At 68.1% G+C, this 12,501-nt stretch carries 16 protein-coding genes and 1 riboswitch; of the genes, 11 read left to right on the top strand and 5 right to left on the bottom strand.

All coding sequences use genetic code 11. From position 1 onward, the window contains the following. Nucleotides 1-45 precede the first annotated feature (45 nt). Nucleotides 46-1,158, top strand: a complete 1,113-nt coding sequence (serC, locus tag A5759_RS07295) for a phosphoserine transaminase (protein ID WP_068195716.1) — start codon at nt 46-48, stop codon at nt 1,156-1,158. A gap of 144 nt (nt 1,159-1,302) precedes the next feature. After that, nucleotides 1,303-2,118 (top strand): septation protein SepH, encoded by an 816-nt coding sequence (gene sepH, locus A5759_RS07290; RefSeq protein WP_068195713.1) that lies wholly within the window; start codon nt 1,303-1,305, stop codon nt 2,116-2,118. Between the two features lie 16 nt (nt 2,119-2,134). On the opposite strand, the gene A5759_RS07285 is transcribed toward sepH, so the two are convergent. Together A5759_RS07285 and A5759_RS07280 are read right to left on the bottom strand one after the other, a co-directional pair. Further along, complete coding sequence (locus A5759_RS07285) at nt 2,135-2,407, bottom strand: DUF2537 domain-containing protein (protein WP_068195829.1); 273 nt, start codon at nt 2,405-2,407, stop codon at nt 2,135-2,137. A 5-nt stretch (nt 2,408-2,412) separates the two neighbouring features. Further along, nucleotides 2,413-3,288 carry an RNA methyltransferase gene (locus A5759_RS07280; protein ID WP_068195832.1) on the bottom strand — a complete coding sequence of 292 codons (876 nt, stop codon included), beginning with the start codon at nt 3,286-3,288 and terminating at the stop codon, nt 2,413-2,415. A gap of 48 nt (nt 3,289-3,336) precedes the next feature. Here A5759_RS07280 and A5759_RS07275 point away from each other — a divergent pair, with 48 nt between their 5' ends. Then, nucleotides 3,337-3,576 carry a DUF2530 domain-containing protein gene (locus tag A5759_RS07275; protein ID WP_064412265.1) on the top strand — a complete coding sequence of 80 codons (240 nt, stop codon included), beginning with the start codon at nt 3,337-3,339 and terminating at the stop codon, nt 3,574-3,576. Nucleotides 3,577-3,600: 24 nt separating this feature from the next. Continuing rightward, complete coding sequence (locus A5759_RS07270; RefSeq protein WP_068195709.1) at nt 3,601-4,053, top strand: SRPBCC family protein; 453 nt, start codon at nt 3,601-3,603, stop codon at nt 4,051-4,053. A gap of 57 nt (nt 4,054-4,110) precedes the next feature. Here the strand turns inward: A5759_RS07270 and A5759_RS07265 are convergent, their stop codons facing one another. Continuing rightward, entirely contained in the window at nt 4,111-4,872 is a 762-nt protein-coding gene (locus tag A5759_RS07265) for a DUF3027 domain-containing protein (protein WP_068195705.1), read from the bottom strand. A gap of 211 nt (nt 4,873-5,083) precedes the next feature. Here A5759_RS07265 and A5759_RS07260 point away from each other — a divergent pair, with 211 nt between their 5' ends. Further along, entirely contained in the window at nt 5,084-6,667 is a 1,584-nt protein-coding gene (locus tag A5759_RS07260; protein ID WP_197505986.1) for an MFS transporter, read from the top strand. Beyond that, complete coding sequence (locus A5759_RS07255; RefSeq protein WP_068195699.1) at nt 6,664-7,146, top strand: DUF2771 domain-containing protein; 483 nt, start codon at nt 6,664-6,666, stop codon at nt 7,144-7,146. The genes A5759_RS07260 and A5759_RS07255 overlap by 4 nt, the downstream gene beginning before the upstream one ends. A gap of 27 nt (nt 7,147-7,173) precedes the next feature. Here the strand turns inward: A5759_RS07255 and A5759_RS07250 are convergent, their stop codons facing one another. Then, the gene (locus tag A5759_RS07250; RefSeq protein ID WP_068195696.1) at nt 7,174-8,190 is read right to left on the bottom strand and encodes a glutathione S-transferase family protein; all 1,017 of its coding nucleotides are present in this window, start codon (nt 8,188-8,190) and stop codon (nt 7,174-7,176) included. Between the two features lie 53 nt (nt 8,191-8,243). Between A5759_RS07250 and A5759_RS07245 the strand changes: the two genes are divergently transcribed. After that, nucleotides 8,244-9,113, top strand: coding sequence for an endonuclease domain-containing protein (locus A5759_RS07245; RefSeq protein WP_068195693.1), 870 nt, complete (start codon nt 8,244-8,246; stop codon nt 9,111-9,113). Nucleotides 9,114-9,158: 45 nt separating this feature from the next. On the opposite strand, the gene A5759_RS07240 is transcribed toward A5759_RS07245, so the two are convergent. Further along, nucleotides 9,159-9,569 (bottom strand): cold-shock protein, encoded by a 411-nt coding sequence (locus A5759_RS07240; RefSeq protein WP_068195690.1) that lies wholly within the window; start codon nt 9,567-9,569, stop codon nt 9,159-9,161. A 150-nt stretch (nt 9,570-9,719) separates the two neighbouring features. On the opposite strand from A5759_RS07240, the gene A5759_RS07235 reads away from it, so the two are divergent. From A5759_RS07235 to A5759_RS07220, 4 genes are all read left to right on the top strand, one after another. Continuing rightward, nucleotides 9,720-10,124 (top strand): YccF domain-containing protein, encoded by a 405-nt coding sequence (locus A5759_RS07235; protein WP_064398166.1) that lies wholly within the window; start codon nt 9,720-9,722, stop codon nt 10,122-10,124. Next, on the top strand, nt 10,121-11,170 hold the full coding sequence (moaA, locus tag A5759_RS07230; RefSeq protein ID WP_068195686.1) for a GTP 3',8-cyclase MoaA: 1,050 nt from the start codon (nt 10,121-10,123) through the stop codon (nt 11,168-11,170). The genes A5759_RS07235 and moaA overlap by 4 nt, the downstream gene beginning before the upstream one ends. A 13-nt stretch (nt 11,171-11,183) precedes the next feature. Further along, nucleotides 11,184-11,453, top strand: coding sequence for a MoaD/ThiS family protein (locus tag A5759_RS07225; RefSeq protein ID WP_068195684.1), 270 nt, complete (start codon nt 11,184-11,186; stop codon nt 11,451-11,453). A 218-nt stretch (nt 11,454-11,671) separates the two neighbouring features. Continuing rightward, nucleotides 11,672-11,887, top strand: a riboswitch (cyclic di-AMP (ydaO/yuaA leader). A gap of 9 nt (nt 11,888-11,896) precedes the next feature. Next, nucleotides 11,897-12,501 (top strand): transglycosylase family protein (locus A5759_RS07220; protein ID WP_197505985.1); only part of this gene is annotated, 605 nt, incomplete at its 3' end.

The following is a 12,501-nucleotide window of genomic DNA, read 5'->3' as shown; positions in this document are numbered from 1 at the left end:
CATCCCCGCGGCAGGAGCACCGGTGCGGTCATTAGTGTTGACCGCATGGGCCAGCTGACGATCCCCGCCGACCTCAAACCGCGTGACGGCCGCTTCGGTTGCGGCCCCTCCAAGGTTCGGCCCGAACAGCTGGCGGCGCTGGCCGCCGCCGGTGACTTGTTCGGGACGTCGCATCGCCAGGCGCCGGTGAAGAATCTGGTCGGCCGGGTGCGCGACGGGCTGTGCGAGCTCTTCTCGGTGCCCGACGGCTACGAGGTGATCCTCGGCAACGGCGGCACCACCGCGTTCTGGGATGCGGCGGCGTTCGGCCTGATCGACAAGCGTTCGCTGCACCTGACCTACGGGGAGTTCAGCGCGAAATTCGCCTCGGCCGTCGCCAAGAACCCGTTCGTCGGCGATCCCGTCGTCGTCAAGGCGGACCCGGGCAGCGCACCGGAGCCGACGTCGGATCCGTCGGTGGACCTGATCGGCTGGGCGCACAACGAGACCTCGACGGGTGTCGCGGTCCCGGTGCAGCGCCCCGACGGGTCGGGTGATGCGTTGATCGCGATCGACGCGACGTCGGCGGCGGGTGGGCTGCCGGTCAACATCGCCGAATCCGACGTCTATTACTTCGCTCCGCAGAAGAACTTCGCGGGCGACGGCGGCCTGTGGATCGCCATCATGTCGCCGGCCGCGCTCGCCCGCGTCGAGGCCATCGCGGGTGCGGGGCGCTGGGTTCCGGAGTTCCTGTCGCTGCCGATCGCGATCGAGAACAGCCTCAAGAACCAGACGTACAACACCCCGGCGATCGGCACGCTGATCCTGCTCGCCGAGCAGCTGGACTGGTTGCTGGGCAACGGCGGCTTGGACTGGGCGGTCAAACGCACGGCGGACTCGTCGCAGCGGCTCTACTCATGGGCCGAGGCCGCGGCGTTCGCCACGCCGTTCGTCGCGGATCCGGCGTTGCGCTCGCAGGTGGTCGGCACCGTGGACTTCAACGACGACATCGATGCCAGCGCCGTGGCCAAGACGCTGCGAGCCAACGGCATCGTCGACACCGAGCCCTATCGCAAGCTCGGCCGCAACCAGCTGCGGGTGGGGATGTTCCCGGCCGTCGACCCCGAGGACGTCAGCGCGCTCACCGCGTGCATCGACTGGGTGGTGGAGCGGCTTTAGCGCGACCGACAAGCGGGGAGCGGCTTTAGCCGCGACCAACAGGCGGGAGCGGCTTCCTGCCTCCGCGTGTCCTACCAGGTAACGAGCGGATAACGCAGTAGTGTCCGGTTGATCGGGCTTTGCGCTAGCCCGGAGGAGGTCGCCATGCGGGAACTCAAAGTCGTCGGACTCGATGTGGACGGCAAACGAATCATCTGCGAGGCCGACGGCTCCGGCGAGAAATTCACGCTGCGGCGCGACGATCGGTTGCGGGCCGCCGTTCGAGGCGACCAGATGGGTTCGAGCCAGACACGAGACGAGGCCGAGGTTCACAACGTGCTGCGCCCCAGAGAGATTCAGTCCCGGATCAGGGCGGGCGCGTCCGTCGAGCAGGTCGCCGAGGCGTCGGGCGTCGACGTGGCCCGGGTCGAGCGGTTCGCACATCCGGTGTTGCTCGAGCGTTCTCGCGCCGCTGAACTGGCAACGGCCGCGCACCCGGTGCTCCCCGACGGTCCGTCGGTGCTGACCCTGCTGGAGACGGTCACGACGGCGTTGATCGCGCGCGGGCTCGACCCCGACGCCCCCGCGTGGGATGCGTGGCGCAACGAGGACGGCCGCTGGACCGTACAGCTGGCGTGGAAGGCGGGGATGTCCGACAACGTCGCGCATTTCCGGTTCACCCCCGGCGCCCATGGCGGGACGGTGACCGCATTCGACGACGCGGCGTCCGAGCTGATCGATCCGAACTTCTCGCGACCGCTGCGTCCGGTCGCCGCGCTGCCTCAGCCTGCGGCCGAGGTCGAGGAACCGACGCTTCCGATCGAGCCGCCGGTGCAAGTCACCGCCCCGGATCCGCAGCCCGAAGCGGAGCCGGAGCCCGTCGCACCGAAGCCGGCCAAGGCTCGCAGAGGTAAGGCCAAGCCGGCGGTCCCGGCGTGGGAGGACGTTCTGCTGGGCGTGCGGTCCAGCGGTCAGCGCTGAGTTTTTCGCGCCCAGGTCAGCCGCTCAAGGCGACGACGAGCACCACCAGCCACGCGGCGAGCACTCCGACGCCGGAGCCCAACACGAACCATCGCCACACCGGCCGGTTACGCCACCCCCACACCGTCGGGGCCAGGCCGCCGACCGCCACCAAGTTGAGTCCGATCGCCAGCAGCGGGTGCAATCGCAGCAAACCGAGGCTCAGCACGACGATCGCGGCCGCGATGACCGCCGCGACGAAACCCGCCACCGTCAACCCCATCGCCCACGGCGTCGAGTCGTCGGCCATCTCATTCACTCCGAGTCGCTCCGCTCAATCTCGCCGGTGCCCAATCTAACCCGCTCATAGAACGCCAGGGCCGCAGCGGTCGCGACGTTGAGCGAGTCGGTTCCCCGCGACATCGGGATCCGCACCCGAAGATCCGCGGCGCGCATCGTCCGCTCCGTGAGCCCCGGACCCTCCGCGCCGACGAGGATCGCCACCTTGTCGTCGACCACGTCCGACATCGCATCGGCAAGAGTGCGTGCGGTAGCGGCGGGCGTCATCGCCAGCAGCCGAAACCCGTTGTCGCGCAACAACTCCAGATCCGTCGGCCACGACCGCGCCCAGGCGTAGGGTACGAGCAGTGCATGGCCCATCGACACCCGGACGGCGCGGCGATACAGCGGATCGGCGCAGCCGGTGCCGAACACCACCGCGTCCACACCGAGGCCGGCCGCGTTGCGAAAGATCGAGCCGAGATTTTCGTGGTCGTTGACGCCTTCAAGGACGGCGACGGTACGGGCGCCCCTGCCCGATGTCGCCGGCGCGCCGGCTCCGGCGAGCACCTCGGCGACCGTCAACTCCCGTGGCCGTGAGGCCGACGCCAGTACGCCGCGGTTGAGGTGGAAGCCCACCACTTCGGCCATCACGTCGGCGGGCACGCGGTAGTACGGGGCGGAGACACCGGCCAGATCGGCCCCGAGTTCCTGCAGCCGGCGGTCGGTGCCCATCATCGCGCGCGGGACGAACCGCGAGGCCAGCATGCGTTGCACCACCAACACGCCCTCGGCGATCACCAGCCCCTTGCCGGTGGGCAGGTCGGGTCGGCGGTCGACGCTGTTGAGGTCACGGAAGTCGTCGAGTCGCGGATCGGACGGATCGGCGACGTCGATCACGGTGTGGGTCATGGTCACGCCCGACCGGCACCACCGCGCGGTGGGCTATTTTTCATAGCGATGACCCCGCAACCGCCCCCGCTGCCCGACGTCCTGCTCAAGCCGGCGCCGGTCATCGTCGTGATCGCGGCCGGTTGGGTCGTCGCTGCGATCCTCGCGTTCACGGTGACCGGTTTACACGAGTGGCGGCCGTACACGGTGGCCGGGCTGGGCGTCGGCGCCCTTGGCACGGGGATCTGGTTGTGGCAACGTCACGCCGTGCGTCGCGGATCGCGCGGGGCACAAAGCGGACTCACGTAAAACAGGATGAGACGGGAGGGCGCAATGGCAGCGCCGCTGTTGCAAGCCGAGACGACGATCAACGCCCCGGTGGCGAAGGTGTGGGAACTGGTCTCGGACCTCAAGAACATGCCGCGATGGAGTCCGCAGTGCCGGCTGATGAAGACGTTCGGTCCGCTGCAGCCGGGCGCGCGGACCATCAACCTCAATCGCCGCAAATTCATGTTCTGGCCCACCACCAGCCGGATCATCGAAGTGATCCCGGAGAAGAAGCTGGCGTTCCGGGTCAACGAGAACAACACGGTGTGGAGCTACGAACTCGAACCCACCGAGACCGGCACCCGGCTGGTGGAGACGCGCCATGCGGAGAACGGGGTCAAGCCGGTGTCCACGATGCTGGTCAACGCGGTGATGGGCGGCGTGCCGAGTTTCGAACGTGAACTCGTCGAGGGCATGAACGAGTCGCTCGCGCGGATCAAGGCCGCGGCCGAACGCTAGTCGGACGACGATTAAGCGGCGAGGAACGAGCCGCGTTGAGAAGTCCGACGAATAACGTCAGTCGGCGGGCTCGGTCAGGTCCAGCACACCGTCGTCGTACGGGTCGTAGAGCGGGGATCCACCGCCCGCGGGTTGCGGCGTGTCGGAGTGTGCGCCGCAACCGTATTCGGAGTCGACGACGTGGCCGTCGGCGGAGAACTCATTGGCGCAGACGCCGAACATCGTGCCCAGTGAACCGGCCAGCGGAAGATAGAACCCGCAGTCGCGGCAGACGCGCCGTGTCGAGCGCGCCATCGCCGAACCGGGCCCATAGTCGCCGTCGTGCCAGCGTTGGGCCGCATCGATGCGCCCCCACTGGCTGAGCACCTGGCGACGGCCCAGACCCACCTCGAGTGCGACGTCGTCGATCTGCGGGTCGCCGGTCGCCATGTAGCCGGGCACCAGACGAGGGTCGTCCGGGGGCGGGGCGAGAAGATCGCCCGGGCCCAGATCGCCGGGCTGGACACGGTCCTGCCACGGCACCCACTTCGGCGCCAGCAACGCCGTCGGCCCCGGAACCAGCACCACCTCGCTGATGGTGGCGTGGTCGGCGCCGGGCCACGCCGCGACGACGACCGCCCACTGCCAGCCGCGGTAACCGGGCATGTCGGCGAGGAAGCGGTGCGTGGCCGCGGTCGGGTCCTCGAAGCTGGCACCCAGGTAGTCACCGACGGTGTCTTCGCCGCTGAACTCGACGATCGCCGCACGTGCGTCGTCGACGGCGCCCAGGAGTACCGCCTCCAGATCCGGCCGCTCGGCGGATTCGGTCACGCTTTCCATCGCCCTCAATACTGCCTGACCGGCTAACCGTCAGCCACACCGGTTGGCTGCACGCCCGCTACCGCTTCGATGGTGGAGAATCGACATCGTGACCGGACCGCGTCGTGACCCCCGAGACTCTGCGGGTCGGCGCGACCCTCGGTACCACCCGCCACGACCGCCCGCCGACGACCGCTGGAGTGACGACCGGTGGAGCGATGAACATCCCGGGATGGCGAACTACCCGAGCGATCCGAGCTACCGTCGACCCCGGCGCAGCGGACCGACGCCGAGCGCCAACCGCTGGCTGCCTCCGCTCGATGAGCCCACCCGCGAATTCGGTGCCACGCCACCGCCGCACCGGATGGGCGGTGCCGCAGGCGAAAAGGTCACCGTCACCCGGGTAGCCGCCCAGCGCAGCCGCGAGATGGGCTCCAGGATGTACGGCCTGGTGCACCGGGCCGCGACCGCGGACGGCGCCGACAAGTCCGGACTGACCGCGCTGACATGGCCGGTGGTCGCGAACTTCGCCGTCGACGCGGCGATGGCGGTCGCTCTGGCCAACACCTTGTTCTTCGCGGCGGCCTCCGGGGAGAGCAAGGGCAAGGTCGCGCTGTATCTGTTGATCACTATCGCGCCGTTCGCCGTCATCGCCCCGCTCATCGGGCCCGCGCTGGACCGGCTGCAGCACGGCCGCCGCGTCGCGCTGGCCACGTCGTTCGGGCTGCGCACGGCGCTCGCGGTGGTGCTGATCGCCAACTACGACGGTGCCACCGGCAGCTTCCCCTCGTGGGTGCTGTACCCGTGCGCGCTCGGAATGATGGTGCTGTCCAAGTCTTTCAGCGTTTTACGCAGCGCGGTGACCCCGCGGGTACTGCCGCCGACCATCGACCTGGTGCGGGTGAACTCGCGGCTGACCACCTTCGGCCTACTCGGCGGCACAATGGTCGGCGGTGCGGTGGCCGCGGGTGCGGAGTACCTGTTCAAGCTGTTCGAGATGCCGGGTGCGCTGTACGTGATCGTCGCGGTGTCGGTGGCCGGCGTGGCCCTGTCGATGCGCATCCCGAAATGGGTCGAGGTCACCGAGGGCGAGGTGCCCGCGACGCTGAGCTACCACGGTCGCACGGGTGAACTGCGGCGCGGTGATCACGTGCCACCGGCAAAAGCGGCGCGCCAACCCTTGGGCCGCAACACCATCGCCGCACTGTGGGGTAACTGCACCATCAAGGTCATGGTCGGCTTCCTGTTCCTGTATCCGGCGTTCGTCGCGAAGTCTCACGACGCCAGCGGGTGGGAGCAGCTGCGCATACTCGGACTGATCGGCGCGGCCGCGGCCGTCGGTAACTTCGCGGGCAACTTCACCAGCGCGCGCCTCAAATTGGGCCGTCCGGCGCAGGTGGTGGTGCGCTGCACGATCGTCGTCACCCTCGCGGCGCTGGCCGCCGCGCTGACCGGCAATCTGCTGGTGGCCGCGATTGCCACGCTGCTCACGTCGGGGGCGAGCGCGATCGGCAAGGCCTCGCTGGACGCGTCGCTGCAGGACGACCTGCCCGAGGAGTCGCGTGCCTCGGCGTTTGGCCGTTCGGAGTCGGTGCTGCAGTTGGCCTGGGTCGCCGGCGGTGCGGTCGGCGTGCTGGTCTACACCGAATTGTGGGTGGGCTTCACGGCGATCACCTCGGTGCTGATTCTCGGCCTGGCGCAGACCGTGGTGAGCTACCGCGGTGATTCGCTCATTCCGGGGTTTGGCGGTAACCGACCCGTGCTGGCCGAGCAGGAGGGCGGACGCACCGACACCGCGGCGGTGGCGCACGAGTGAAACGCATGATCGCCGCGCTCGTCGCGGTGGTGATCCTCGCGTCGGTGGGTACCGGTGTGCTCGTCTGGTGGCTCAGCAGCAACGCCGACGCCCCGAAATACCCTGAGATCAGCGCGTATTCGCATGGGACCCTCGTGCGAGTGGGCCCGTACCGCTATTGCGAGGTGCTCAACCCCACCAAGTGTGAGGTCTTCGAGGACCAGGGCGAACTGCCGGTCATCGAGAGCGACGCGGTGCAGCTGTCGGTGCCGCCGGCGATCGCGCGGGCGCCGTGGGTACTGCTGCGTCAGTACGAGGGTGGCGACGTCGTCGAGGAGTTCCGCCCGGGAACGCGACTGGCGGTGACCATCCCGACCGTCGACCCGCGGCGCGGCAAGCTCACCGGGTTCGCCGTGCTGCTGCCCACGCTGGTCCGCATCGACGACGAAGAGGTGCCGGCCCCGCACGCCGAATGGTCGGTGCGCACGGTCTGGTCCTGAGTCCTCCGTGGTGGCTTTGAGCCGGCGTCACTCGGCGCCGTGACCCTGCTGCACCCGTTCGCCCTCGGGCGTCGGGCCGGGCGGTGTCCCGTCTCCGAACGGCCTGCCGCCCAAGGCTTCTCGACCGTGCGGGGTCAGCCAGTTGGACAGGTCGGGTCCTTTTGGCACGACCTGCGTCGGGTTGATGTCGGTGTGCACGATGTAGTAGTGCTGCTTGATCTGAACGAAGTCGATGGTGTCGCCGAACCCCGGCGTCTGGAACAGGTCGCGGGCGTAGGCCCACAGCGCGGGTAGCTCAGACAGTTTCTGGCGGTTGCACTTGAAGTGCCCGTGATAGACGGGGTCGAAGCGCGCCAGCGTGGTGAACAGCCGCACGTCGGCCTCGGTGATGGTGTCGCCCACCAGATACCGCTGGCCGTCCAGGCGCTCGGAGAGCAAGTCGAGCGCGAAGAACAATCTGTCGTAGGCCTTGTCGTAGGCCTCCTGCGATCCGGCGAACCCGCACCGGTACACGCCGTTGTTGATTTCGGTGTAGATGCGTTCAGCCACTTCGTCGATCTCGTCGCGGTGCTTCTCGGGGTAGAGGTCGGGCGCGCCGTCGCGGTGGTACTGCGTCCACTCGGTGGAGAAGTCGAGCGTGATCTGCGGGAAGTCGTTGGTGACGACCTCACCGGTCGGGACGTCGACGATCGCGGGGACCGTGATGCCCTTGTCGTAGTCGGGGAAACGCTTCAGGTAGGCGTCTTTGAGCCGGGGGATTCCCAGCACCGGGTCGACGCCGTCCGGGTCGAGGTCGAACGTCCAGCTGTCCTGGTCGTGGGTGGGCCCGCAGAAGCCGATGGACAGGGCGTCTTCGAGTCCGAGCAGCCGTCGGACGATGATCGTGCGGTTGGCCCACGGGCAGGCCCGCGCGACGACGAGCCGATAGCGGCCGGGTTCGACGGGATACCCGTCGCGGCCATCGGCGGTGATACGAGTGCCGATGTACTTGGTGTCGCGGTTGAACTCGCCACCGGAGTCGGATTTGTCGGCGACATATGCCATGTATCCAGGATGCCCCACGGGAACCGTCACCACCGCGGCAACGTCATACGCACATGGTCCCGTTTGTCGGCACCGAAGCTTTAGCCGTGGGCGCGGTGACCCGCTACCAGTTGCGCACGCGGTACCGGATGGTCCATCGGAATGTGTACGTGCCCCGCGACCATGTGCTGAGCGCGGTGGACAAAGCGGTCGCAGCTTGGCTGTGGTCCAGACGGGAAGCGACGCTGGTGGGATTGTCGGCGGCCGCGATGTACGGCTCGAAGTTCATCGACGGGCGCCTGCCCGCAGAGGTGCACCGGCGATCCCGCGACAGGCCGGCGGGGATCGTCGTGCACAGCGGGGAACTCAGCAGGGAGGAGATCCGCCGGGTCCGGGGCATTCTGGTCACCACGCCGGCGCGCACAGCCTTCGACCTCGGCCGGCGGTATGGGCGGACGCTGGCCGTCATTCGCGTCGATGCGCTGCTGCAGGCGACCTCGCTGAAGTTGCGTGACGTCGAGGCGCTCATCGAGCAGCACCGCGGCGCACGAGGTGTCGTTCAGCTGCGGGAAGTGATAAAACTCGCCGACCCTGGCGCGGAATCGCCGCAGGAGACGCGGACACGTCTGGTGTTGACCGACGCGGGAATTCGGCCAACACACACGCAGATCGACGTCTTCGACCGCTATTACAACCACGTCGGCCGCATCGACATGGGCTATCCGAAATGGAAGGTCGGCGTCGAATACGACGGCGCACAACACTGGACCAACCCGCGGATCCGCGCAGCCGACATCGAACGCCAAGCCAGACTCGAGGCCCTGGATTGGCGGATCGTCCGGGTCAGCGCCGAGATGCTGCGCTACCGACCCCACACGATTGTCGAGCGCACTTTGGCCGCTCTGCGCGCCGCCGGCTGCTCCAGCGTCGAGTTGTTGTCGTGAGATCGGCAATTCATCGACAACAAGTCGACGTTCGGCGCGAAGAAACTAGGCCTCGAGCTCGCGGGCGACCGCCCGCACCACCTCGGACACCCGGCGGGCGGCCTTGCGGTCCGGATAGCGACCCTTACGCAGTTCGGGCTGCACAGCGCTCTCGAGCAGCGTGATCATGTCCTCGATCATGCCGTGCAACTCGTCGGGCGAATGCTTGCGCTCGGCGGCGGCAGCCTCCCGGCGCGTGCGCGAAAGGCTCGGCGGCGGGTCGATGAGCGTCAGCGTCAGCGCCTGCGGCCCGCGCCTGCCCGCGGCGATGCCGAACTCCACGCGCTGCCCGGCCTTGAGGGTCTCGACACCGGAGGGCAGCGCCGAGGATCGGACGTAGACGTCCTCGCCGTCCTCCTGGGACAAAAACCCGAAGCCCTTTTCGGCGTCGTACCACTTAACCCTGCCGGTCGGCACTGGTCTCACCCGCTCGTCGTTGTACCTACAAAAGGAAAGCGCCCCGATGCGCCGGGACGCGTGCTGCTCGATCCTACTCTGACCTCTACCTCGCCAGCACCCCCTTATCGGTAGGCTGAAGACCACCGCTGGAGGAGAAGAAGCGCGCATATGCGATTGATACTCAACATCATCTGGTTGGTGTTCGGCGGCCTGTGGCTGGCGCTGGGCTACCTGCTGGCGGCGCTGATCTGTTTCGTACTGATCATCACCATTCCGTTCGGGTTCGCCGCGCTTCGTATCGCGATGTATGCGCTGTGGCCGTTCGGCCGCACGATCGTCGAGAAGCCGGGGCCGCGGCCAGCCGCGCTGGTCGGCAACGTCATCTGGGTCATTCTGTTCGGCGTCTGGCTGGCCCTCGAGCACATCATCACCGCGATCGCGATGGCGATCACGATCGTCGGCATTCCGCTCGCACTGGCCAACCTCAAGCTGATCCCGGTGTCGCTGATGCCGCTGGGTAAGGAGATCGTGCCCGTCGACGCCGCGAACAACCCGGAGCGGGCGTTCGCGTGACCGTCGTCCATCTCGGCGTGCCGTCCGCCGCACCGTCCTCCCCCGCCCCGGCCGACGGGCCGCTGGTCGACACCTTCGGCCGCATCGCCACCGATCTGCGGGTGTCGTTGACCGACCGCTGCAACCTGCGGTGCACCTACTGCATGCCCGCCGAGGGCCTGGACTGGTTGCCGTCGGAGCGGCTGCTGCGGCCCGAGGAGTTGACCCGCCTGCTGCGTATCGCCGTGACGAGGCTCGGCGTCAGGAGCGTGCGCTTCACCGGTGGCGAGCCTCTGGTCGCGCGCCACCTCGAGGACGTCATCGCCGCGACGACTGCGCTGAGCCCCCGGCCGGAGATCACGCTGACTACCAACGGCATCGGCCTCGACAAGCGGGCCGAACGGCTCAGGCAGGCGGGGCTGGACCGCATCAACGTCTCGCTGGACACCGTCGACGCCGCGCGATTCGCCGCCATCACCCGTCGGGACCGGCTCCCCGATGTGCTGGCCGGGCTGCGGGCCGCGAAAGCCGCGGGCCTGAACCCGGTGAAGGTCAACGCCGTCCTCGACCCGGCCACCGGCCTTGACGACGCGGTCGGGCTGCTGCGCTTCTGCCTCGACCACGGCTACCAGCTACGCATCATCGAGCAGATGCCGTTGGACGCCGGCCACTCGTGGCAACGCGGCAAGGCGATCTCCGCCGACGACGTTCTCGCCGCGCTGCAGCAGCATTTCGACCTCACCCCGGACACCACCCCGCGCGGGTCGGCGCCGGCCGAGTTGTGGCGCGTCGACGGCGGCGTGGGCAAGGTCGGCATCATCGCCTCGGTGTCACACGCGTTCTGCTCCGCCTGCGATCGCACCCGGTTGACCGCCGACGGCCAGGTCCGCAACTGCCTGTTCGCGCAGCAAGAGACCGACCTGCGACAACTGATGCGCTCGGGCGCCGACGATGCCGCCCTCGAGGCCGCGTGGCGTGAGGCGATGTGGGCCAAAGCGGCGGGCCACGGCATCAACGATCCCAACTTCGTACAACCCGATCGGCCGATGAGCGCGATCGGCGGATGAGTCAAAGGAAGCAATGACGACGACAACGACCACGGTTGCGGTGAACGTCCGCTATTTCGCGGCCGCACGGGCCGCCGCCGGTAACGATGAGGAGACGATTCGGCTTCAGCCGGGAACGACGCTCGCCGAACTCGTCGGGCAGCTCAGTGAGCGCGACGAGAATCTGGCGAAAGTGCTGAAACGCTGCTCTTTTCTGACTGACGGCATCGCTGTGCGCGACGACGCCGTCGCGCTGCGCGACGCCCAAACCGTCGATGTTCTTCCCCCATTCGCCGGCGGATAACGGTGATTTCCGTCACATCACGGAATGATCACAACCTGGCTACGACGCGATTTAGCGCGCGATAGTCCTGCGGAAACGCAGAAATCTGCTGGGCATTTAGAGGATTTTTAAGATTTGCCGAAGGCGAAAACGCCGTAATCGGCAAAAGATGACGCGCCCAAAACGAGCCGATACGGTTCAGTCCCAAGCCGGTCGACCTCAAACCGACTGGCCCGCCGTGCCCAACCGCGCCGAGCTCCATCCGTTGGTGCACGGGATACCAACGAACAACTTGGATGGAGGCGGGGGACCCAACCGGTCCGCCGAGTCAAAGACGGACCTGGAGCCGATCGGTTCCTTGGGGTGAAGCCGAATCGCATTGTGCGACAAGGCCGGGCAATACCTCTCCAGCCCGAACCCGACAGCTGACCTCGTGGGCGCCGAAGAGAGGACCGGAAGCACCTATGAGTGGACGGCACCGCAAGCCGGCTTCATCGGCTGTAAGCGTCGCGAAAGTCGCCTTCACGGGCGCTGTGCTCGGAACCGGAAGCCTTGCCCTCGCCGGCCAGGCCCACGCCGCCACCGACGGCGAATGGGATCGGGTGGCCAGCTGCGAGTCCGGCGGCAACTGGGCCATCAACACCGGCAACGGCTACCAGGGTGGTCTGCAGTTCGCGCCGAGCACCTGGACCGGTCACGGCGGCGGTGAGTACGCCCCCGCCGCGCATTTGGCCAGCAAGGAAGAACAGATCGCCGTCGCCGAACGCGTGCTCGCCAGCCAGGGCAAGGGCGCGTGGCCGACGTGCGGTAAAGGATTGTCGGGTGCGACGCCGCGCAATGTCGTCGACGACGCCGTCGAGGCCGTGAACAACCTGCTGCCACCGCCACCTCCGCCGTTCGACCCGTTCGCTCCGCCGCCTCCGCCCGCACCCGTTGACGCGCTGGCCGCACCTGCGCCTCCGCCACCGCCGCCGCCGGGTGATCCCTTCGCCCCGCCGCCTCCGCCCGCACCCGTTGACGCGCTGGCCGCACCTGCGCCTCCGCCACCGCCGCCGCCGGGTGATCCCTT

This window comes from Mycobacterium sp. 852014-52144_SCH5372336 (assembly GCF_001665615.1).
GTDB lineage: Bacteria > Actinomycetota > Actinomycetes > Mycobacteriales > Mycobacteriaceae > Mycobacterium > Mycobacterium neumannii_A.
The sequence above is the reverse complement of the archived record's forward strand: the minus strand, read 5'-3'. Positions and strand labels throughout refer to the sequence as shown.